General features: G+C 71.2%; 17 protein-coding genes. 12 read left to right on the top strand and 5 right to left on the bottom strand.

What is annotated here, in order from left to right; translation table 11 throughout:
* Nucleotides 1-137 precede the first annotated feature (137 nt).
* Complete coding sequence (rpsT, locus tag F9278_RS13955; RefSeq protein WP_152168622.1) at nt 138-404, bottom strand: 30S ribosomal protein S20; 267 nt, start codon at nt 402-404, stop codon at nt 138-140.
* A gap of 228 nt (nt 405-632) precedes the next feature.
* On the opposite strand from rpsT, the gene lepA reads away from it, so the two are divergent.
* Nucleotides 633-2501, top strand: coding sequence for a translation elongation factor 4 (lepA, locus tag F9278_RS13950; RefSeq protein ID WP_152168621.1), 1869 nt, complete (start codon nt 633-635; stop codon nt 2499-2501).
* 300 nt (nt 2502-2801) lie between these two features.
* Nucleotides 2802-4691 carry an AMP-dependent synthetase/ligase gene (locus tag F9278_RS13945; RefSeq protein WP_193241473.1) on the top strand — a complete coding sequence of 630 codons (1890 nt, stop codon included), beginning with the start codon at nt 2802-2804 and terminating at the stop codon, nt 4689-4691.
* 96 nt (nt 4692-4787) lie between these two features.
* Here F9278_RS13945 and F9278_RS13940 read toward each other — a convergent pair whose 3' ends face one another.
* Together F9278_RS13940 and F9278_RS13935 are read right to left on the bottom strand one after the other, a co-directional pair.
* On the bottom strand, nt 4788-5360 hold the full coding sequence (locus tag F9278_RS13940) for a response regulator (RefSeq protein ID WP_152168619.1): 573 nt from the start codon (nt 5358-5360) through the stop codon (nt 4788-4790).
* The gene (locus F9278_RS13935) at nt 5357-7525 is read right to left on the bottom strand and encodes an ATP-binding protein (protein ID WP_193241472.1); all 2169 of its coding nucleotides are present in this window, start codon (nt 7523-7525) and stop codon (nt 5357-5359) included. Before F9278_RS13935 ends, F9278_RS13940 begins: the two co-directional genes overlap by 4 nt.
* Nucleotides 7526-7760: 235 nt before the next feature.
* Here F9278_RS13935 and F9278_RS13930 point away from each other — a divergent pair, with 235 nt between their 5' ends.
* From F9278_RS13930 to F9278_RS13920, 3 genes are all read left to right on the top strand, one after another.
* Nucleotides 7761-9881, top strand: coding sequence for an ATP-binding SpoIIE family protein phosphatase (locus tag F9278_RS13930; RefSeq protein WP_193241471.1), 2121 nt, complete (start codon nt 7761-7763; stop codon nt 9879-9881).
* Nucleotides 9882-9996: 115 nt separating this feature from the next.
* A complete protein-coding gene (hemW, locus tag F9278_RS13925; RefSeq protein ID WP_152168618.1) occupies nt 9997-11229 on the top strand; it encodes a radical SAM family heme chaperone HemW in 1233 nt (410 codons plus the stop codon).
* A gap of 102 nt (nt 11230-11331) precedes the next feature.
* A complete protein-coding gene (locus tag F9278_RS13920) occupies nt 11332-11910 on the top strand; it encodes a Uma2 family endonuclease (RefSeq protein WP_152168617.1) in 579 nt (192 codons plus the stop codon).
* Here F9278_RS13920 and F9278_RS13915 read toward each other — a convergent pair.
* Both F9278_RS13915 and F9278_RS13910 read right to left on the bottom strand, forming a co-directional pair.
* On the bottom strand, nt 11888-12703 hold the full coding sequence (locus tag F9278_RS13915; RefSeq protein ID WP_152168616.1) for a DUF3097 domain-containing protein: 816 nt from the start codon (nt 12701-12703) through the stop codon (nt 11888-11890). The genes F9278_RS13920 and F9278_RS13915 overlap by 23 nt on opposite strands.
* A gap of 42 nt (nt 12704-12745) precedes the next feature.
* Complete coding sequence (locus F9278_RS13910) at nt 12746-13486, bottom strand: MBL fold metallo-hydrolase (RefSeq protein ID WP_152168615.1); 741 nt, start codon at nt 13484-13486, stop codon at nt 12746-12748.
* Between the two features lie 199 nt (nt 13487-13685).
* On the opposite strand from F9278_RS13910, the gene hrcA reads away from it, so the two are divergent.
* The 7 genes from hrcA to F9278_RS13875 all read left to right on the top strand — a co-directional run bounded on the left by hrcA (nt 13686) and on the right by F9278_RS13875 (nt 22302).
* Nucleotides 13686-14702, top strand: coding sequence for a heat-inducible transcriptional repressor HrcA (gene hrcA / locus F9278_RS13905; RefSeq protein WP_152173851.1), 1017 nt, complete (start codon nt 13686-13688; stop codon nt 14700-14702).
* The gene (dnaJ, locus tag F9278_RS13900; RefSeq protein WP_152168614.1) at nt 14703-15839 is read left to right on the top strand and encodes a molecular chaperone DnaJ; all 1137 of its coding nucleotides are present in this window, start codon (nt 14703-14705) and stop codon (nt 15837-15839) included. It abuts the gene before it with no gap.
* A gap of 225 nt (nt 15840-16064) precedes the next feature.
* A complete protein-coding gene (locus tag F9278_RS13895) occupies nt 16065-17195 on the top strand; it encodes a nitronate monooxygenase (protein WP_152168613.1) in 1131 nt (376 codons plus the stop codon).
* Nucleotides 17192-17941: a 16S rRNA (uracil(1498)-N(3))-methyltransferase gene (locus tag F9278_RS13890; RefSeq protein ID WP_152168612.1), complete on the top strand. Its 750-nt coding sequence runs from the start codon at nt 17192-17194 to the stop codon at nt 17939-17941. Before F9278_RS13895 ends, F9278_RS13890 begins: the two co-directional genes overlap by 4 nt.
* Before the next feature lie 43 nt (nt 17942-17984).
* Nucleotides 17985-18377: a VOC family protein gene (locus F9278_RS13885; protein ID WP_152168611.1), complete on the top strand. Its 393-nt coding sequence runs from the start codon at nt 17985-17987 to the stop codon at nt 18375-18377.
* Nucleotides 18378-18462: 85 nt separating this feature from the next.
* Nucleotides 18463-19005, top strand: a complete 543-nt coding sequence (locus tag F9278_RS13880; RefSeq protein ID WP_226966733.1) for a hypothetical protein — start codon at nt 18463-18465, stop codon at nt 19003-19005.
* 66 nt (nt 19006-19071) lie between these two features.
* The gene (locus F9278_RS13875; RefSeq protein ID WP_152168610.1) at nt 19072-22302 is read left to right on the top strand and encodes a S41 family peptidase; all 3231 of its coding nucleotides are present in this window, start codon (nt 19072-19074) and stop codon (nt 22300-22302) included.
* Nucleotides 22303-22364: the final 62 nt, after the last annotated feature.

The raw sequence follows: 22364 nt of genomic DNA, 5'->3' as shown, positions 1-22364 counted from the left end.
GGGCGGGGCCCTGGTTCAGGATGGTGGACCCATACCCGCGTGGCGAACGCAGGCCGCGTACGGGTCCGGGGTGCCGGGTGGGAGCGGAGTGAGAGGGCCCGCTCGGGTCCAGCCGGCGATCAGATCAAAGGTGGAGCTCAGCCCTTGAGGGAAGCGACCTTGGAAGCAAGCGCCGACTTCTTGTTGGCGGCCTGGTTCTTGTGGATGACGCCCTTCGAGACGGCCTTGTCGAGCTGACGCGCGGCAGCGCGCTGGTACTCGGTGGCCTTCTCGGTGTCACCCGCGGCAGCGGCCTCGCGGGCCTTGCGGATCGCGGTCTTGAGCGACGACTTGACGGCCTTGTTGCGAAGGCGCGCCTTCTCGTTGGTCTTGTTCCGCTTGATCTGGGACTTGATGTTCGCCACGAATGAGCCTTTTCAGCTTGATCTTGCTTGATCTTCTTGGGATGTGCCTCCTGCTGAGAGGGCATGAGACACAGCCGCCCACGCTACCAGCCGTCCACGGGTCGGCCCAAACCGGTCGCAGCTCTCCGCCCGTGGGACCATGGTGCCTACGTACCAGACTCGTCAGACCCTCCAGATCCGACCCGAGACCGCAGACGGCTGCGGACACCTCAAGAATCAGGACCCTGCGTGCCCGCGATCCCTAGCCATGTGCCCGAGCCGAGCCGTACCGACCCGGCTCTGATCCGCAACTTCTGCATCATCGCGCACATCGACCACGGCAAGTCCACGCTCGCCGACCGGATGCTTCAGCTGACCGGTGTGGTCGAGCAGCGGCAGATGCGTGCTCAGTACCTCGACCGCATGGACATCGAGCGTGAGCGTGGCATCACGATCAAGTCCCAGGCGGTGCGTCTGCCCTGGGCGCCGACCGACGATCCGGGCAGCACGCACATCCTCAACATGATCGACACCCCTGGGCACGTCGACTTCACGTACGAGGTGTCGCGGTCGCTGGCGGCCTGTGAGGGGACGGTCCTCCTCGTCGACGCGGCCCAGGGCATCGAGGCCCAGACCCTCGCCAATCTGTATCTGGCGATGGAGAACGACCTCAAGATCATCCCTGTGCTGAACAAGATCGACCTGCCGGCCGCGCAGCCGGAGAAGTTCTCCGAGGAGCTGGCCAACCTCATCGGCTGTGACCCGGCGGACGTGCTCAGGGTCTCCGCGAAGACCGGTCTGGGTGTCGAGGCGCTGCTGGACCGGGTGGTCGCCGAGGTTCCGGCGCCCGTCGGTGTCCAGGACGCCCCGGCGCGCGCCATGATCTTCGACTCGGTGTACGACTCCTACCGCGGCGTCGTGACGTACGTCCGTGTCATCGACGGTCAGCTCAACAAGCGTGAGCGGATCCGGATGATGTCCACGGGCGCGACCCATGAGCTGCTGGAGATCGGGGTCTCGGCCCCCGAGATGAAGGCGGCCGACGGGCTCGGTGTCGGGGAGGTGGGTTATCTCATCACCGGTGTGAAGGACGTCCGCCAGTCCAAGGTCGGTGACACCATCACCACCCTGCACAAGGGGGCGACCGAGGCGCTCGGCGGTTACAAGGACCCCAAGCCCATGGTCTTCTCGGGGCTCTATCCGCTCGACGGCTCGGACTATCCCGAGCTGCGTGACGCGCTCGACAAGCTTCAGCTCAACGACGCCGCGCTGGTGTACGAGCCGGAGACCTCGGCGGCGCTGGGGTTCGGGTTCCGTGTCGGTTTCCTCGGGCTGCTGCACCTGGACGTGATCCGGGAGCGGCTGGAGCGCGAGTTCGGCCTCGATCTGATCGCGACCGCGCCCAACGTGGTCTACCGCGTGGTCATGGAGGACGGCGCCGAGCACACGGTCACCAACCCGAGCGAGTTCCCCGAGGGGAAGATCGACTCCGTGTTCGAGCCCGTCGTACGGGCCACGATCCTCGCGCCCTCCGAGTTCATCGGTTCGATCATGGAGCTGTGCCAGACCCGGCGCGGCACCCTGCTCGGGATGGACTATCTGTCGGAGGACCGGGTCGAGATCCGGTACACCCTGCCGCTCGCGGAGATCGTCTTCGACTTCTTCGACCAGTTGAAGTCCAAGACGCGCGGATACGCGTCGCTGGACTACGAGCCCACCGGTGAGCAGGCCTCCAGCCTGGTCAAGGTCGACATCCTGCTGCACGGCGACAAGGTGGACGCCTTCTCGGCGGTCACGCACAAGGACGCGGCGTACGCGTACGGGGTGCGGCTCGTCGCCAAGCTGCGCGAGCTGATCCCTCGGCAGGCCTTCGAGGTGCCCATCCAGGCGGCCATCGGGTCGCGGGTCATCGCCCGCGAGACCATCCGCGCCATCCGCAAGGACGTCCTCGCCAAGTGCTACGGCGGTGACATCTCCCGTAAGCGGAAGCTGCTGGAGAAGCAGAAGGAGGGCAAGAAGCGGATGAAGATGGTGGGCTCCGTGGAGGTTCCGCAGGAGGCCTTCATCGCCGTCCTGTCCAGCGACGAGAGCGCCGGTGGCGGCAAGGGCAAGAAGTAGCCAACGGCGGCGGCCGTCGCCGATTGTCGGGGGATTCCCTGTTACCCCTGGAAACTCGGGCGGAATGCGGGCCCGTCGCGTTTCGGCGCGGCGGGCCCGCAGGTCGTCCGGGGGGCGTCGGTGCGTGTCCGCCCGGTCGTTCTCGGTGGAAAGTGACTGCCCGCCGCCCCTTACGAACCGGCCGACCGCGCTCTACCCTGATCACCACTCGATGGTTACTCGCGAGTTAAACAACAGCCGCTTTGAGCCAGCCGCACAGTCCATGAGCCAGCCGCACTGTCGCGTGCCCCGGAGGATGTCGTGAGCGACACACAGACCCTGATCGAGAACCGTCCGCCGTCCATGGCGGCCCTCTTCCTGGAGCGCGTGGCGGCCACGCCCGATGCCGAGGCGTTCCGGTACCCGGTGCCGCCCGCCTCGGGCCAGGGCCCCTCGGAGTGGAAGTCGCTGAACTGGACGCAGGCGGCCGAACGGGTCAACGCCATCGCGGCCGGCCTCGTCGAGCTGGGTGTACAGCCCGAGCAGCGCATCGCCCTCTCCTCCGCCACCAGGATCGAGTGGATCCTCTGCGACCTCGGCATCATGTGCGCGGGAGCGGCCAACACCACGGTCTACCCGCAGACCAACGCCGAGGAGTCCGCGTACATCCTGTCCGACTCCGGCAGCCGGGTCCTCATCGCCGAGGACGCCGCGCAGCTCGCCAAGGCCCGTGAGAGGAAGGCCGAGCTGCCCGAGCTGACCCATGTCGTCGTGATCGACCCCGAGGGCGCCGACCTCTCGGAGGACTGGGTGCTCTCCCTCGCCGAGCTGGAGAAGCGCGGCGCCGCGTACCTGGAGAAGAAGCCCGACCTGATCAAGGAGAAGGTCGGCGCGATCACCAAGGACCAGCTCGCCACCCTCATCTACACCTCGGGCACCACGGGCCGCCCCAAGGGGGTGCGCCTGCCGCACGACAACTGGGCGTACATGGCCAAGGCCATCGGCGCGACCGGCCTGCTGGAGCCGGCGGACGTGCAGTACCTGTGGCTGCCGCTCGCGCACGTCATGGGCAAGGTGCTGCTCGCCGGGCACATCGAGGTCGGGCACATCACCGCCGTCGACGGCCGCGTCGACAAGATCATCGAGAATCTGCCGGTCGTGCAGCCGACGTACATGGCCGCCGTGCCGCGCATCTTCGAGAAGGTCTACAACGGCGTCGTCGCCAAGGCGCGCGCGGGCGGTCCGGCCAAGTACAAGATCTTCCAGTGGGCGGCGGGGGTCGCCCGCGAGTACGCCAAGGTCAGCCAGGACAACTTCCGCCGCACCGGTACCGCGTCCGTCCCGTTCGGGCTGGAGGCCAAGCACAAGGTCGCCGACGCGCTGGTCTACAAGAAGCTGCGCGAGGCGTTCGGCGGTCGGCTGCGCGCCTGTGTCTCCGGTTCGGTCGCGCTGGCGCCCGAGATCGGCTTCTTCTTCGCCGGCGCCGGCATCCCCATCCTGGAGGGCTACGGCCTCACCGAGTCCTCCGCCGCCTCCTTCGTCAACCCCGGCGAGGCCTACCGCACCGGCACGGTCGGCAAGCCGCTGCCCGGCACGGAGGTGCGCATCGCGGACGACGGCGAGATCCTGCTGCGCGGCCCCGGCATCATGGAGGGCTACCACGGGCTGCCGGAGAAGACGGCGGAGGTGCTGGAGGCCGACGGCTGGTTCCACACCGGGGACATCGGTGAGCTGTCGCCCGACGGGTATCTGCGGATCACCGACCGGAAGAAGGACCTGTTCAAGACGTCCGGCGGCAAGTACATCGCGCCGACCGAGATCGAGGGGCGGTTCAAGGCGCTGTGCCCCTTCACCTCCAACGTCATGGTGATCGGCGCCGACCGTAACTTCTGCACGGCGCTCATCGCGCTCGACGAGCTGTCCATCCAGGCGTGGGCCGCGGAGAACGGGCTGACCGGGAAGTCGTACGAGGAGGTCATCTCGGCGTCGGCGACGGTGGAGATGGTGCAGGGGCATGTCGCGCAGCTGAACGAGGGGCTGCAGCGGTGGCAGACGATCAAGAAGTTCCGGCTGCTGCCGCGGGATCTCGATGTCGAGCACGGTGAGTTGACGCCGAGTCTGAAGTTGAAGCGGCCTGTGGTGGAGAAGGAGTACCAGCACCTCATCGATGAGATGTACGCGGGGACTCGGGAGTCGCAGCGCTCCGCTTGAGGGCCGGGAGAACTGCGGGCCGTCCGTCAGCTGCGGCATCGTCGTGGCTTGTCGCGCCCACGCGGCGGAGCCGCATATCGATACAGCCCCGCGCCCCTAAAGGGCGCGGTTGGTCTCCACCAGGGTTTGAAGGCCGCGTATTTGAATGCGTACCTCTGTCAAGTCCGGTGCGGGCGTGGTCAGTTGTTTTTCCAAGGCTGCCAGGCGGGCGTTGACCTGTTCCGCGTGCTCCCGTTGCCTCGCCAAGAGACTTTCCAACTCCCGGGTCTTGCGGTGGAGGTCGAGGAAGACGCTCACCTTGGCTCGTAGGACCCACGGGTCGAAGGGCTTGGTGAGGTAGTCGGCGGCGCCGGTGGCGTAGCCGCGGAATGTGTAACCGGCGTCGGCGTCCGTGCCGGTGAGGAAGATGATCGGGACGTCCTTGGTCTGGTCCAGGCGCTTGATGTGGGCGGCGGTCTCGAAGCCGTCCATGCCGGGCATGCGGATGTCGAGGAGGACGACGGCGAAGCGCTGCCTCAGGAGGGCCTTCATCGCCTCCTCGCCCGAACGGGCGCGTACGAGCGGCTCGTTGAGGGATGCCAGGACGGCCTCCAGAGCGATCAGGTTGTCCTCCATGTCGTCGACGAGGAGGATGCCCGCGCTTCCGTCGGTCCGGTCCTGAGTGGTCATGGTGAGGGTGCCTCGTTCTCTTCGGTGCGTATCTCGGGAGACGGCCCGGCGCCGCCCTCCGGGCCCTCCGCGCCGTCCGGGTCCAGTACCGCGCAGACGACCGTGAGCAGTTGGTCGACGTCCACCGGCTTCGGTACGTAGTCGTTGGCGCCGCGGACGATGGACTTCTCGCGGTCGCCGGGCATCGCCTTGGCGGTGAGGGCGACGATGGGCAGGCCCGCCCAGCGCGGGGTGCGGCGGATGGCGGAGATCGTCTCGTAGCCGTCCATCTCCGGCATCATGATGTCCATCAGGACGAGTTCGACGTCCGGGTTGCGCTCCAGGGTCTCGATGCCCTCGCGGCCGTTCTCCGCGTACAGGACGGGCATACCGACGCGGCCGAGGACATGGGTGAGCGCGAAGACGTTGCGGATGTCGTCGTCGACGATCAACACCCGGCGGCCGGGCAGCACTTGACCCGCGCGGCCCGCCTTCCACGCCTCCAGTTTGGTGGGCGCGGGCCAGGTGTCCTCGGTGTCGTGGGCCGCCGGGTACGGCTCGGTGGTCAGCTGCTCGGGCACGAGGCCGCCGGGCTCCTCGGCGCTATGGCCGGTCACCCCGTGGCCGGGGCTGACGACGGGCACGTACAGCGTGAAGGTGGAGCCCTTGCCGGGGACGCTCTCGGCGATGATGCGTCCGCCGAGCAGACCGGCGATCTCCCGGCTGATGGACAGACCGAGGCCGGTGCCGCGGTACTTGCGGTTGGTGGTGCCGTCGGCCTGCTGGAACGCCTCGAAGATCACCGGGAGTTTCTCCGCCGTGATGCCGATACCGGTGTCCGCGACGGCGAAGGCGATCACCTCGGCGTGGTCCTCGCGGGTGAAGCGGTGGTCGGTGTCCTTGACCCGGCTGACGGTCGGCTCGACCCGGCCGGACGCGGTGAACTTGATCGCGTTGGAGAGGAGGTTGCGCAGGATCTGCTGGAGGAGCTGCTCGTCGGAGTACATCTCGCGGGGGACGTCCTCGCCGACCGTCACCTCGAAGGCCAGGCCCCGGTCGAGGGTGAGCGGGCGGAACGTGGCGTGGACGTAGTCCAGGACCTTGATGAGCGGCAGGCGCTTCGGGCGTACGTCCATCCGGCCGGCCTCGATCTTCGACAGGTCCAGGATGTCGTTGATCAGCTGGAGGTCCGAGCCGGAGCGGTGGATCGTGGTCGCGAACTGCACCTCCTGGTCGGTGAGATGGCCGTCCGGGTTGTCGGAGAGCAGTCGCGCCAGGATCAGCAGGGAGTTCAGCGGGGTGCGCAGTTCATGGGACATGTTCGCCAGGAACTCCGACTTGTACTGCGAGGAGGTGGCCAGCAGGGCTGCCTTCTCCTCCAGTTCGGCGTTGGAGCGCTGCAACTCCGCCTGCTGCGTCTGGAGTTCGTCGGAGCGCTCCTGGAGCCGCATCGCGAGGCGCTGGGACTCGCCGAGCAGGGACTCCGTACGGGTCAGGTCGCCGCGCGCTACCGAGGTGGTCACCAGCGCGATGTCCCGCACCTGCGCGGTCAGCCGGGCGGCCATGGTGTTGACCGCCTCCGTCACATCCCGCCAACTTCCGGACAGACCACGGACCTTGGCCCGGCCCCCGAGCCGCCCCTCGGTGCCGACCTCGCGGGCCACCCGGGTCACCTCACCGGTGAACAGCGACAACTGGTCGACCATCTTGTTCACGGCCCGGCCCAACCGCCGGAGATCGCCACGGAGTTGGCGGTTGCCGTCGTGCAGGTCGACGCGCTGGGTCAGATCGCCGCCGGCCACCGCGTCCAGCACACGGGTGGCGTTCGCGGCGGGGGCGACCAGCGCGTCGAGCGTCTGGTTCACATCGTCGACCCGGGGCGCCCAGGCACCCTGGCCCGGACTCGCCGACAGCCGCTCGTCGAGTCGGCCGTGCCGGACCAACTCCCGCCGTACGCGCTGCACTTCACCGCCGAAGTGAGTGCTACGGCCGATGATCTGGTTGAAGAGGGCGCACAGCTCCGCCACCGGCGCGGGGCCCGTCTCCGGGGTCTTGGTGAAGCTGCCGTCGCGGGCGGCGGTCATGGCCGCGGTCAGCGCACGGAGATCGGACGCGCGGATCAATCCGTCCGATTGGCTGTCCTTCTGGCCGTTTTCGAGCACCCGCGTAGCACTGTTCTCACTCATGGTGGCCCACTTCGGTAACTCGGCGCTTATGGGCGGGGCCAGTCTGTCACTCTGTCCGTGCCGCCTGAGGCCCATTCGTCCGAACTTTCTCAGGGAGCCGCTCAGTGGGGGCCATTCCGACGCAACGGGACATCGTGTCCTGTGCTTCCGATGTGCCGGCGCGCGTCGGGTCCGAGTCCCTGTACGCCGCGCCGTGCGCCACGCCCGCGTACGCGGGCGTGGCGCACGGCGCGCGATGGCGCATGTCCTGCTTCCCGGCGGTCCGCTCGCGCCGGGAGCCGCCCGGCGCTTCATGGGCGCCGCGCTCGCGGAGTGGGCCGAGCTCGAACTGCCGGGCGCCGCCGCGCTCTCCGCCCGTCTCGTCGAGGACGCGCTCGTCGTGGTCAGTGAACTGGTCACCAACGCGGTCGTCCACGCGGGCACCGACGTCGATCTGCTCTGCCGTCTCGGCCGCGACGACCCGACCGACGCCGGGTGGCTGCTCGTCGAGGTCTCGGACCACCATCCCTCCCGGGAGGTACGCGAGGAGGGCGCCGAACGGCCCTACCTCGTCGAACGGCCTTACGGGGCCGCCGAGTACGGGCGCGGTCTGCGGCTGGTCGCGGCGCTCTCCGAGGCATGGGGGATCACCTACCGGACCGGCGTGAAGACCGTCTGGGCACGGCTGTCGGTGGACGGGGTGCTGGCGGCCGACGGGGCCCTGGCCGTGGAGGGCGCGTTCGAGACGTACGGCGGGGATGAGGACGAGAGCGTTGAGGGAGCCGGCGGGCGCGACGGGGGTGAAGGGCGTGAAGGGCGTGAAGGGGACGAAGGGGTCCAGGACTGGGACGCGCGGGCGTACGCCGGTCGCTCCGGCTACGGCGGGGAGGCCGGCCGTGGCCCCGGCGCGCACCCGGCCGATCCGGTCAGCCCCGCGCCCTGGCGCGCTGGGGAGCGCGACCCGGAGTGGTTGAACCGGGGTGCGCTCTCCTTCCTCGCCGAGGCGTCCGATCTGCTCGCCGGACAGCTGGACGAGGACCTGGTCGCCGCGCTCGCCGGACAGCTGCTGGTGCCGAGGCTGGCCGACTGGTGCGCGGTGTGGCTGGAGGACGAGGGGCTCGGCTGGCGCGGCGGCGACGGATCGTTCGGCCCCGCGCCCCGGCTCGCCCGCGTCTGGCACGGCAGCGAGAACCGCATCGAGGAACTGCGCCGCGCCCTGGAACAGGACCCCCCGAGGCTGCCCGAGTCGGTGCGGTCGCGGGCGGTGCCGGTGCCGTGGCCGGGGGGCGGAGTGGAGAGCGGGGCGGAGGGCGGAAGCGAGGGCGGGACGGAGACCGGTACCGCCGGGGACGGAAGCGGTCCCGTGGGTCAGGCCGAGGGCGGGCGCGAGCGGGAGGGCGAGGGCGAGGGTGAAGGCGGGGCAGCGCTCGCGTACCGGCTGATCGCCGGTGGGCGTCCGCTCGGCACGCTCGTCATCGGCCGGGCCGGACTGCTCCGCTTCCCGGACGAGGTGACCGGGCTGGTGGAGGACCTCAGCCGGCGGATCGCGCTGTCCATCGGGGCGGCCCGCCAGTACGCCCGCCAGGCCACCATCAGCCGGGTCCTGCAACGCGGACTGCTGCCGGGCGCGGTCGCCGAGATCCCCGGGGTGTCCAGCGCACTGGTGTACGAGCCGTGCGACAAGGGCGGACCCAGCGGCGACTTCTACGACCTGTTCCCGGCGGGCCGGGGCCGCTGGTGCTTCGCGATCGGCGATGTGCAGGGCAAGGGCCCCGAGGCAGCGGTCGTCATCGGCCTCGCCCGGCCCTGGCTGCGGCTGCTCGCCCGCGAGGGGTACGGCGTCGCCGACGTCCTCGACCGCCTCAACCAGCTCCTCCTGGACGACGCGACCGAGGCCGCGGACGCCGCCGCCCGCGCCCTGGTCACGGCGGGCGACCCCGGCCTCGTCGACCCCGACGGCCCCCAGACCCGCTTCCTCTCCCTCCTCTACGGCGAACTCGTCCCCGTCGCCGGCGGCGTCCGCTGCACCCTCGCCTCGGCCGGGCACCCGCTGCCGCTGCTCCTGGGCCCCGACGGCGACGTACGGGCGGTGGCCGAACCGCAGACGCTGCTCGGGGTGATCGAGGACACCGAGTACGTCTCCGAGACGTTCGAGCTGCGCTGCGGCGACACGTTGCTGTGTGTGACCGACGGGGTCACCGAGCGGCGCAACGGCCCCCACATGTTCGACGACGAGGACGGCCTCGCCCTCGCGCTCTCCGGCTGCGCCGGACTCGACGCCCAGCTGATCGCCGAACGCATCCGACGCCTCGTGCACGAGTTCGGGGACCGGCCGCCGGACGACGATCTGGCGCTGCTGGTGCTGCGGGCGGAGTGACGACCGGCGCGGAGAGTGAGAGCCGGCGCGGAGAGTGAGGGCCGGCGCGGAGAGTGAGGGCCGGCGCGGAGAGTGACGGAAATCGATGGTCGGTCGGTGCTGGACAATGGAACGCATGCCTTCCGCACTCCCCGACGGTGAGCCCGTCCCCGATGACGGGGCGCTGCCCGCGCACGCCCTGGCCGACGCGGCCGAGCGACCCCTCGGGTTCTATCTGCACGTTCCGTACTGCGCGACCCGTTGCGGCTACTGCGACTTCAACACCTACACCGCGACCGAGCTGCGCTCCACCGGCGGCGTCCTCGCCTCCCGCGACAACTACGCGGACACGGTCGTCGACGAGATCCGTCTCGCCCGCAAGGTCCTCGGCGACGACCCGCGCCCCGTCCGCACGGTCTTCGTCGGCGGCGGCACCCCCACGCTGCTGGCCGCCGACGATCTCGTCCGGATGCTGGGGGCGATCCGGGAGGAGTTCGGGCTCGCGGACGACGCGGAGGTGACGACCGAGGCGAACCCGGAGTCGGTCGACCCCGCCTATCTGGAGACCCTGCGCGCGGGCGGCTTCAACCGGCTCTCGTTCGGAATGCAGAGCGCGCGGCAGCACGTGCTGAAGATCCTCGACCGTACGCATACGCCGGGGCGCCCGGAGGCGTGCGTCGCGGAGGCGCGCGCCGCCGGCTTCGACCACGTCAACCTGGACCTGATCTACGGCACGCCCGGGGAGTCCGACGACGACTGGCGGGCCTCCCTGGACGCCGCGCTCGGCGCCGGGCCGGACCACGTCTCGGCGTACGCCCTGATCGTGGAGGAGGGGACGCGGCTCGCCCGGCGCATCCGCCGGGGCGAGGTGCCTATGACCGACGACGACGTGCACGCCGACCGGTATCTGATCGCCGAGGAGATGCTCTCGGCCGCCGGGTTCGACTGGTACGAGGTCTCCAACTGGGCCACCTCCGCCGCCGGGCGGTGCCTCCACAACGAGCTGTACTGGCGCGGCGCGGACTGGTGGGGCGCGGGACCGGGCGCCCACAGCCACGTCGGTGGCGTCCGCTGGTGGAACGTCAAGCACCCCGGCGCGTACGCGGGCGCGCTGGCCGCCGGGCGCTCCCCTGGCGCCGGACGCGAACTCCTGGCCGACGAGGACCGCCGGGTCGAACGCATCCTGCTGGAACTGCGGCTCCGCGAGGGCTGCCCGCTGTCCCTGCTCCGGGAGGAGGGCCTCAAGGCCGCCGAGCGCGCCCTCTCCGACGGGCTCTTGGCGGCGGGGCCGTACGCGGAGGGGCGCGCGGTGCTCACCCTGCGGGGGCGCCTGCTGGCGGACGCGGTGGTGCGGGACCTGGTGGACTGATCACCCGGGTGGGTGAATCCGTGCGGAACTGGGGTTCGGTACTTAGCCTGGTTCGTAGGCTGCTGCCGTAACTGACGGTGGCGGAAACCGGAGGCTGCGGAGATGACCGCTGTGGACGAGCGCGGGATGACCAGGTTCTTCGAGACGTTCGAGCCGCCCGAGGGTGTCAAGGCCGAACTTCTCCGGGGAGAAATCGTGATGATGGCCAGCCCTGACCTGGTGCACAACGTCATTGTGATGTTGCTGGGCAGGCAGGTTCCGGTTGATCACTGGTACGCCCTCCAGACACAGGACGTCGACATCGTCAGCGAGGCGAGCGAGCCTGTTCCCGACTTGGTCGTCGTGGCACCCGAGACTCTGCCCGCCTCGGGGCGGCTGCTTCCGTCCACGCTGATCACCATGGTCGTCGAGGTCGTTTCCAAGACCAGCATCGACCGCGACTACGGGGTGAAGCGGTCGATCTACGCCGCAGGTGGGGTGCCTGTCTACCTCGTCGTCGACCCGGTCATGGCACAGTGCGTCGTGTTGACGGAGCCCGAGGGCGTTGGCGAGAAGGCCGACTACAAGGGGCAGGCGATTTGGAAGTTCGGCGAAACGGTGCCCGTGTCAGCTCTGCGACTCGACATCGACACCAGCGGATTCAGTACGTTCCCCAACGTCAGGCCCCACCGCTATCCGTGACGAAGTCGATCAGTTCCTCCACCCTCCCCAACAGCTCCGGCTCCAGGTCCCGATAAGACCCCACCCGCCCCAGAATCGCCTGCCACACCGCCCCGGTGTTCTCCGCAGGCCACCCCAGCGCCCGGCACACGCCCGTCTTCCAGTCCTGCCCGCGCGGTACGCGCGGCCATGCCGGGATGCCGACCGAGGACGGCTTCACGGCCTCCCAGATGTCGATGTACGGGTGGCCGACGACCAGGGCGTGTTCGCTCGTGACCGACGCGGCGATGCGTGACTCCTTGCTGCCGGGGACCAGGTGGTCGACCAGGACGCCCAACCTCGCATCAGGGCCCGGGGCGAAGTCCGCGACGACCGACGGCAGGTCGTCCACGCCCTCCAGGTACTCCACCACCACGCCCTCGACGCGCAGATCGTCGCCCCACACCTTCTCGACGAGTTCCGCGTCATGACGGCCCTCGACACAGATGCGCCCGGCGCGGGCCACACGCGCGCGGGCGCCGGGGACCGCGACCGAACCGGAGGCCGTACGGGCGGGACGGACCGGGGCCGACGCGGCGGGGCGGACCAGCGTCACCACCCGGCCCTCCAGGAGGAAGCCCCGGGGCTCCAGCGGGAACACCCGGTGCTTGCCGAAGCGGTCCTCCAGCGTCACCGTGCCCGCCTCGCAGCCGATGACCGCCCCGCAGAAGCCGGTGGTGGGCTCCTCGACGACCAGCCCGGGGTCGGCCGGGACCTCGGGGGCCGGCGGGGACTTCTTCCAGGGAGGGGTCAGGTCGGGTGAGTACTGGCGCATTCGAGTGACGATAGGAGAAGCCGTGCCCGGATGCCCGCGCACTCAGCCCGACACGCCGAAGCGGCGGGCCAGCGCGTCGCGTTGGGCCCGGACGAACGCCGCGTCCACCACCGCCCCGTGCCCGGGGACGTACAGCGCGTCCTCGCCGCCCAGGTTCAGGAGACGGTCGAGCGCGTCCGGCCAGCGGGAGGGGATCGCGTCGGGGCCCGCCTGCGGTTCGCCGGACTCCTCGACCAGGTCCCCGCAGAAGACGACCTCCGGGCAGCCGTCGGGGGTTCCCCGGACCAGGACCGCCAGGTCGTGGCCGGTGTGCCCCGGCCCCACGTTCGCCAGGAGCACCCGGACGCCGCCGCCCAGGTCGAGCGTCCACTCGCCGGAGACCTGGTGACGGGGGCGGACGAGCAGGTCGGCGGCCTCGGTGGCGTCCGCCGGGGCGAGGCCGTGGTGCACGGCGTCCGCGCGGAGGGCCTCGGACGAGCCGGTCGGGACGCCGTCGACGCCCACCGCGCCGAAGACCTCCACCCCGGCGAACGCCGCCGCACCGAAGACATGGTCGAAATGGGGGTGGGTGAGCGCGAGATGTGTCACACGGGCGCCGCCGAGCAGCCGGCACGCCTCGGTGCGCAACCGCGCGCCCTCCCGCAGGCTCGACCCCGCGTCGATCATGAGGGCCGCACCGTCCCCGGCCACCAGCCCGACCGTGCAGTCCCAGCCGGGCAGGCGGCACCGTCCGACCCGGGGCGTCAATCCCTGCCACCCGCACTCTTCCCAAGTCACCGTCATGCGCCGACGCTAGCTGTGGTTCAGGGGACGGCGTTCTCGCGTACTCCCCAGTAGGAAAGTGGCCCCGACCGGAGCCCGACCGGAGCCCGGCCTTGCCGGGGGCGTACCCCACCGCCGTACACTGGGCGGGGAGTGTTGGCACTCGCCCGTGGTGAGTGCCAAGGGGGAGTCACCGGAGAGCGAGCTGGAGGTGTGCGCGATGCTCAGTGAACGCAGGCTCCAGGTGCTGCGCGCCATCGTCCAGGACTATGTGGGCACCGAGGAGCCGGTCGGTTCCAAGGCGCTCACCGAGCGGCACAACCTCGGTGTCTCCCCGGCGACCGTCCGCAACGACATGGCGGCGCTGGAGGACGAGGGCTTCATCGCCCAGCCCCACACCAGCGCGGGCCGCATCCCCACCGACAAGGGGTACCGGCTCTTCGTCGACAAGCTGGCCGGCGTCAAGCCGATGACCCCGCCCGAGCGGCGCGCCATCCAGAACTTCCTGGACGGCGCGGTCGATCTGGACGACGTGGTGGCACGGACCGTACGGCTGCTCGCGCAGCTCACCCGGCAGGTCGCCGTCGTGCAGTATCCGTCGCTCACCCGGTCGACGGTGCGGCATGTGGAGCTGCTGTCGCTGGCCCCCGCCCGGCTGATGCTCGTGCTGATCACGGACACCGGACGGGTGGAACAGCGGCTGGTGGACTGCCCGGCGCCGTTCGGAGAAACGTCACTCGCGGATCTTCGCGCCCGGCTGAACAGCAAGGTCGCGGGCCGCCGGTTCACCGACGTGCCCCGGCTGGTCGAGGACCTGCCGGAGGCGTTCGACGCCGAGGACCGGGGCACGGTCGCGACGGTGCTCTCCACCCTCCTCGAAGCACTCGTGGAGGAGAGCGAGGAGCGGCTGATGATCGGCGGAACCGCCAATCTCACCCGCTTCGGTCATGACTTTCCCCTCACGATCCGCCCCGTTCTGGAAGCCTTGGAGGAACAGGTCGTCCTCCTCAAGTTGCTTGGCGAGGCGGGGGATTCGGGCATGACCGTACGCATCGGTCATGAGAACGCGTATGAGGGACTCAACTCCACGTCCGTCGTCTCCGTCGGCTACGGTTCGGGCGGCGAGGCAGTAGCGAAACTGGGCGTGGTCGGACCTACGCGCATGGACTATCCGGGAACGATGGGAGCGGTACGAGCGGTGGCACGGTACGTCGGACAGATCCTGGCGGAGTCTTAAGTGGCCACGGACTACTACGCCGTGCTCGGCGTGCGCCGCGACGCGTCCCAGGACGAGATCAAGAAGGCGTTCCGGAGGCTCGCTCGCGAGCTGCACCCGGACGTCAATCCCGATCCGAAGACCCAGGAGCGGTTCAAGGAGATCAACGCCGCCTACGAGGTGTTGTCGGACCCGCAGAAGAAGCAGGTCTACGACCTCGGCGGCGACCCGCTGTCCCAGGCGGGCGGCGGAGGCGCGGGCGGCTTCGGCGCCGGTGGCTTCGGCAACTTCTCGGACATCATGGACGCCTTCTTCGGTACGGCGTCCCAGCGGGGTCCGCGGTCGCGTACGCGCCGGGGGCAGGACGCGATGATCCGGCTGGAGGTCGACCTCGACGAGGCGGCCTTCGGCACGACGAAGGACATCCAGGTCGACACGGCCGTCGTCTGTACGACGTGCAGCGGCGAGGGCGCGGCCCCCGGTACGACCGCCCAGACCTGTGACATGTGCCGCGGTCGCGGTGAGGTCTCGCAGGTCACCCGGTCCTTCCTGGGCCAGGTCATGACCTCCCGGCCCTGCCCGCAGTGCCAGGGGTTCGGCACGATCGTCCCGAACCCGTGCCCCGAGTGCGCGGGCGACGGGCGGGTGCGGTCGCGGCGGACGCTCACGGTCAAGATCCCGGCGGGTGTCGACAACGGCACGCGGATCCAGCTGGCCGGTGAGGGCGAGGTCGGGCCCGGTGGCGGTCCCGCCGGTGACCTCTACGTCGAGATCCACGAGCTGCCGCACCCGACGTTCCAGCGGCGCGGCGACGATCTGCACTGCACGGTGACGATCCCGATGACGGCGGCGTCCCTCGGCACGAAGGTGCCGCTGGAGACGCTGGACGGGCTGGAGGAGGTCGACATCCGGCCCGGGACCCAGTCCGGGCAGTCGATCCCGCTGCACGGGCGCGGTGTCACGCATCTGCGCGGTGGCGGGCGTGGGGATCTGATCGTCCACGTCGAGGTGCAGACGCCGACGAAGCTCGATCCCGAGCAGGAGGCGCTGCTGCGGCAGCTGGCCGTGCTGCGGGGTGAGGAACGGCCGACGGGGCAGTTCCAGCCCGGTCAGCAGGGGCTGTTCTCGCGGCTGAAGGACGCGTTCAACGGGCGCTGAGCGGGTTCGTAGGGGGTTCGTTGTCGGGCGCGGGTCCGGTGGGGCTTCTCGCGCAGTTTCCCGCGCCCCTGAAAAGCCGGGGCTGCGCCCCATGCTTTTCAGGCCCGCAGGGGCTGGTCTTTCAGGGGCGCGGGGAACTGCGCGACCAGCCCCCACCCACCCGCACCCGAACAAACGACCGACCCCGATTCGGCGATGTCCGGAGGACAGTGGCACCATGCCGTCATGTCCTCCGCACTGACCGATCTCGTCCCGCTCCCGATCGTGCAGGCCCCGATGGCGGGCGGGGTCTCCGTGCCGCGGTTGGCCGCCGCCGTGTCCGAGGCGGGCGGGCTGGGGTTCCTGGCCGCCGGGTACAAGACGGCCGACGGGATGTACCAGGAGATCAAGGAGCTCCGAGCGCTCACCTCGCGCCCCTTCGGCGTGAACCTGTTCATGCCGCAGCCCGAGTACGCCGAGCCCGCCGCCGTCGAGGTGTACGCGGAGCAGCTCGCCGGTGAGGCCACCTGGTACGACGCCGAGCTGGGCGACCCGGACAGCGGGCGCGACGACGGCTACGAGGCCAAGCTCGCCGTCCTGCTCGACAACCCCGTGCCGGTGGTGTCGTTCCACTTCGGCTGTCCGACCCCCGAGGTCATCGACTCCCTCGTCCGCAAGGGCACCCTCACCCTGGTCACCGCGACCTCGGCGGAGGAGGCCCAGGCCGTGGAGCGGTCCGGAGCCCACGCCGTGATCGTGCAGGGCGTCGAGGCCGGCGGCCACCAGGGCACCCACCGCGACGACCCCGAGCGGGACCGCGCCGGCGTCGGCCTGCTGGCGCTAGTCGCCCAGGTCCGTGAGGCCGTGGCGCTGCCGATGGTCGCGGCCGGCGGCATCATGCGCGGCGGCCAGATCGCCGCCCTCCTCACCGCGGGCGTCAGCGCGGCCCAGCTCGGCACCGCGTTCCTCGCCACCGCCGAGTCCGGCGCGCACGCCGTGCACAAGCAGGCGCTGACCGACCCGCTCTTCGTCCGCACCGAGCTGACCCGCGCCTTCTCCGGGCGCCCGGCGCGCGGGCTGGTCAACCGGTTCCTGCGCGAGCACGGCCCGTACGCCCCCGTCGCCTACCCGGAGGTCCACCACCTCACCTCGCCGCTGCGCAAGGCCGCCGCCAAGGCCGGGGACGCGCAGGGCATGGCGCTGTGGGCCGGGCAGGGCCACCGGATGGCCCGGGAACTGCCGGCCGGGGAACTGGTCGAGCTGCTGGCCGCCGAGATCACCGCCGCGCAGGCCGCACAGGCCTCCGCCCAGGTCGGCAGCGGCCCGGCGGGTCAGGGCGGCCAGGGCGGCGGGCAGGCCGGGAGCGAGGGGCGATGACCGCACCCGTGTTCGTGGTCGACTCGCTGGACCTGCCGGACGGCTGCGGCGGCGAGCTGGTCCTCGACGGCCCCGAGGGACGGCACGCCGTCTCCGTGAAGCGGCTGCGGGCCGGGGAGGACGTCGTCCTCACCGACGGCCGCGGACGCTGGGCCGAGGGCATCGTCAAGGCCGCCGAGGGCAAGGACCGGCTCGTCGTCATGGACCTGGAGACCGTCCACGAGGAGGCCCCGGCCGAGCCCCGGATCACCGTCGTCCAGGCGCTGCCCAAGGGCGACCGGGGCGAGCTGGCCGTGGAGACCATGACCGAGGTCGGCATCGACGCGATCGTGCCCTGGGCCGCCACCCGCTGCATCACCCAGTGGAAGGGCGACCGGGGGCTGAAGGCGCTCGCCAAGTGGCGGGCCACCGCCCGGGAGGCGGGCAAGCAGTCCCGCCGGACGCGGTTCCCCGAGGTCGCCGACGCGGCCACGGGCAAGCAGGTCGCGGCGCTGCTGGCGAAGGCCGACTTCGCCGCCGTCCTGCACGAGAGCGGCGACGAGACCCTCGCCACGGCCGAGCTGCCGGCGGCCGGGGAGATCGTGCTCGTCGTGGGGCCCGAGGGGGGCGTGTCGCCGGAGGAGCTGGCGCTCTTCCGCGAGGCGGGCGCGGGGGCGTATCGACTCGGGCCCAGTGTGCTGCGTACCTCGACCGCCGGGACGGCGGCCGGGGCGCTGCTGCTGGGCCGAACCGGACGCTGGTCCTGACCGCCCCGGTCCCGACCGGCCTCCCCGACCCCCTGGGAGCATCGTGGAACTCGCCCAAGTAAGGCTGCTCGTCTCCGACTTCGCCGCCTGCTACCGCTTCTACGCCGATGTCCTCGGCCTGAAGCCGCAGTCCGGCGCGGTCGAGGGGCCGTACGAGAAGTTCAGTCCGGCCGTCGGGTCCGCGGGGATCGCCCTCCAGGACCGGGCGATGATGGCCGAGGTGCTCGGGGAGCTGGCCGACGCGGCGAACGGGCACCGGTCGCTGGTCGTGCTCCGGGTCGACGCTCTGGACGCCTACTGCGAGAAGATCGTGGAGCGCGGCGCCACCCTCCTCCAGGGCCCCGCACTGATGACCGACCGGATGCGGGTGGCCCATCTCAAGGATCCCGAGGGGAACTTGGTGGAGCTGCAGGAATGGCTGCTGCTGAGCGGCTGACGTCCGCCGCCCGCGCCCGGCGGTCCCGGCGGCATGGCCGCATGCGGTCTTCCAAGGCGCGGCGGGCGGTGGCAGGCTGCCGTGCATGGGGGCATGGAGGCGGATCAGGGCGTACCGGTCGGGCGGGCGCCGGCTCCTGCTGGGAGTCGGGCTCGGGATCGGCGCGGTCGCGGGCCTGGTGGCCTGCGAGGGCGGCGGACTCAACACCGGCGCGGTCGCGTTCACGACGGACCAGCTGGGCACCGAGGAACTGGAACGGCAGGGCCTCGACGTCCAGTGGCTCAACTGCACGGCGTCGTACGACGGCGACGGCAAGAAGTCGGAGGGGCCGTCCGCGTCCGTCGCCACCGTCGCGAACGTCGACTGCCAGGGCGAGGACAAGGAAGGCCGGAAGATCACCGTCACCGGAAAGGTGACCAAAGAGGTCAACGGTCGCTGCGTACGCGGTGATCTGACCGCGAAGGTCGGCGGCAAGGAGTGGTTCCACGTCGAAGGGCTGGGCAACTGCGAAGCCCCCGCATCCGACCGGCCGGGGCAGCCCGGTCAGCCGGGCCCGACCGTGACGGTCACCGTCACCCAGACCATCTGGTGCCGGAAGGACCCGGCGTGCGTACCCGAGGGCAAGTGAGGCCCGGCACGGAGGACATGATCCAAACCCCTCCCCATCGGACCGAACGCTGCTTAAAGTGACCGGGTGACTCAGCTCGCGTATTTCCGGTATCCGCACCTGCACGGCGACCTGGTCGCCTTCACCGCCGAGGACGACGTGTGGGTCGCGCCTCTGGACGGCGGCCGTGCCTGGCGGGTCAGCGCGGACAACGTACCCGTGAACCATCCGAGGATCTCCCCGGACGGCACCACCGTCGCCTGGACCTCCACCCGGGACGGCGCGCCCGAGGTCCATGTCGCTCCCGTCGACGGCGGGTCGGCCAAGCGCCTGACGTACTGGGGGAGTTGGCGTACCCAGGTGCGCGGCTGGACGCCCGACGGCCAGGTCCTCGCGCTCAGCACCCACGGTCAGGCCAGCCTCCGGCGCAGCTGGGCGCGGGCGGTCCCGCTCGACGGCGGCCCGGCCACCACCCTCCCGTACGGGCCGGTCGGCGATGTCGCCCACGGTCCCGCCACCGTGCTGCTGTCCGCGCCGATGGGCCGCGAGGCCGCCTGGTGGAAGCGCTACCGGGGCGGCACGGCGGGCAAGCTGTGGATCGACCGCGCCGAGAGCGGCGGCGAGACCGGCGAGGGCTCCGGGACGGCCGGGGAATTCGCGCGGCTGCACGCCGAGTTGGACGGCAACCTCGAATACCCGCTGTGGGTCGGCGACCGCATCGCGTTCCTCTCCGACCACGAGGGCGTCGGCGCGCTCTACTCCTCCCTCGCCGACGGCTCCGACCTGCGCCGGCACACCCCGATCGACGGTTTCTACGCCCGGCACGCGGCCTCCGACGGCACCCGGGTCGTGTACGCCTCCGCCGGTGAACTGTGGCTGCTCGACGACCTCGACGGCGCCGAACCGCGCCGGCTCGACATCAGGCTCGGCGGACAGCGCGTCGACCTCCAGCCCTTCCCGGTGAACGCCTCCCGCTGGTTCGGCTCGGCCTCGCCCGACCACACGGCCCGGGGCAGCGCCGTCTCCGTACGCGGCTCGATCCACTGGATCACCCACCGCTCCGGCCCCGCCCGCGCGCTCGCCGCCGAGGACGGCGTCCGGGCCCGGCTGCCGCGCACCTTCCGCGTGGAGGGCGAGGAGTGGGTGGTGTGGGTGACGGACGCGGAGGGCGACGACGCACTGGAGTTCGCCCCGTCTACCGGCGTCGGCCCCGGCGCCACCGCACGCCGGCTCGCCGCCGGACAGCTGGGCCGGGTCCTCGGGCTCGCCGTGGCCCCCGACGGCAGCCGCGTCGCCGTCGCCGCGCACGACGGCCGGGTGCTGCTCGTCGAACGGGAGACCGGGGAGGTCCGCGAGGTCGACCGCAGCGAGGACGGCGAGGTGTCCGGCCTGGTCTTCTCGCCCGACTCGGCCTGGCTCGCCTGGTCGCACCCCGGCGCACGCCCCCTGCGTCAGCTCAAGCTCGCCAACACCGCCGACCTGTCCGTCACCGAGGCGACCCCGCTGCGCTTCCAGGACTTCTCACCCACCTTCACCCTCGACGGCAAACACCTCGCCTTCCTCTCCGCGCGCGCCTTCGACCCGGTCTACGACGAACACGTCTTCGACCTCCACTTCGTCAGCGGCGCCCGCCCGCACCTGATCACGCTCGCCGCGACCACCCCGTCCCCGTTCGGACCGCAGCGGCACGGCCGCCCGTTCGAGGCGCCCGACAAGGACGAGACCCCGGACAGCGAGGGCGCCCCCGCGACCCGGATCGACCTCGAAGGGCTCGCCGACCGGATCGTCGCCTTCCCGGTCGAGGCCGCCCGCTACTCCACGCTCCGGGCAGCCAAGGACGGTGTGCTCTGGCTGCGCCACCCCGTCACCGGCGTCCTCGGCCACTCCCGGGCCACACCCGACGACCCCGACCCGAAGACCTCGCTGGAGCGGTACGACCTCGCCCAGCGGCGCCTGGAGTTCCTGGCCTCCGACGCCGACCACTTCTCCGTCAGCGGCGACGGCAAACGGGTCCTGCTGTGGACCGACGGCAAACTCAAGGTCGTCCCCAGCGACCGGCGCGCCTCCGGCGACGACGAGAGCGACAGCAACATCACGGTCGACCTCGCGCGCGTCCGGCGGACCGTCGACCCGGCCGCCGAGTGGCGCCAGATGTTCGACGAGACCGGCCGTCTGATGCGGGACAACTTCTGGCGCCCGGACCTGGGCGGGGTCGACTGGGACGGCGTCCTGGACCGCTACCGCCCGGTCCTGGAACGGGTGGCCACCCACGACGACCTCGTGGACCTCCTCTGGGAGGTCCAGGGCGAGCTGGGAACCTCGCACGCCTACGTCACCCCGCGCGGCCGGGGCGGCGCCGGCGACCGGCGGCAGGGGCTGCTCGGCGCGGACGTCTCCCGGCACGAGGACGGGACCTGGCGCATCGACCGGGTGCTGCCGTCGGAGACCTCCGACCCGGACGCGCACTCACCGCTCGCCGCGCCCGGGGTGGCCGTGCGGGCCGGGGACGCGATCGTCGCCGTGAGCGGGCAGCCGGTGGACCCGGTGGCCGGGCCGGGGCCGCTGCTCGTGGGGACGGCGGGCAAGGTGGTCGAGCTGACCGTGCTGCCGGCCGGGGGCGGGGATCCGCGGCATCCCGTCGTGGTGCCCATCTCCGACGAGGAGCCGCTGCGCTACCACGCGTGGGTGGCGGACCGGCGGGCCTATGTCCATGAGAAGTCCGGCGGGCGCCTCGGGTATCTGCACGTGCCCGACATGGTCGGCTCCGGCTGGGCCCAGCTCCATCGCGATCTGCGGATCGAGGTGGCACGGGAGGGGCTGGTCGTGGACGTCCGGGAGAACCGGGGCGGGCACACCTCCCAGCTCGTGGTGGAGAAGCTGGCCCGGCGGATCGTGGGCTGGGACCTGCCGCGCGGGATGCGGCCGACCAGCTACCCCGACGACGCGCCCCGGGGACCCGTCGTCGCCGTCGCCAACGAGTTCTCCGGGTCCGACGGGGACATCGTCAACGCGGCGATCAAGGCCCTCGGGATCGGGCCGGTCGTCGGTACGCGGACATGGGGCGGGGTCGTCGGGATCGACAGCCGGTACCGGCTGGTCGACGGCACGCTCGTGACACAGCCGAAGTACGCGTTCTGGCTGGAGGGGTACGGGTGGGGGGTCGAGAACCACGGGGTCGATCCCGATGTGGAGGTCGTGCAGGCGCCGCAGGACCACGCGGCCGGGCGTGACCCCCAGCTCGACGAGGCGATCCGGATCGCGCTGGAGGGGTTGGAGACGACACCGGCGAAGACGGCACCGCCGTTGCCGGAGGATTAGGGCCGGGTGGGGTGCGTTGCCGGGTGCGGGTGCGTGGGGGCTGGTCACCCGCACCCGGCAAC

This window comes from Streptomyces phaeolivaceus (assembly GCF_009184865.1).
GTDB lineage: Bacteria > Actinomycetota > Actinomycetes > Streptomycetales > Streptomycetaceae > Streptomyces > Streptomyces phaeolivaceus.
This window is presented reverse-complemented; position numbering and strand designations above follow the sequence as displayed.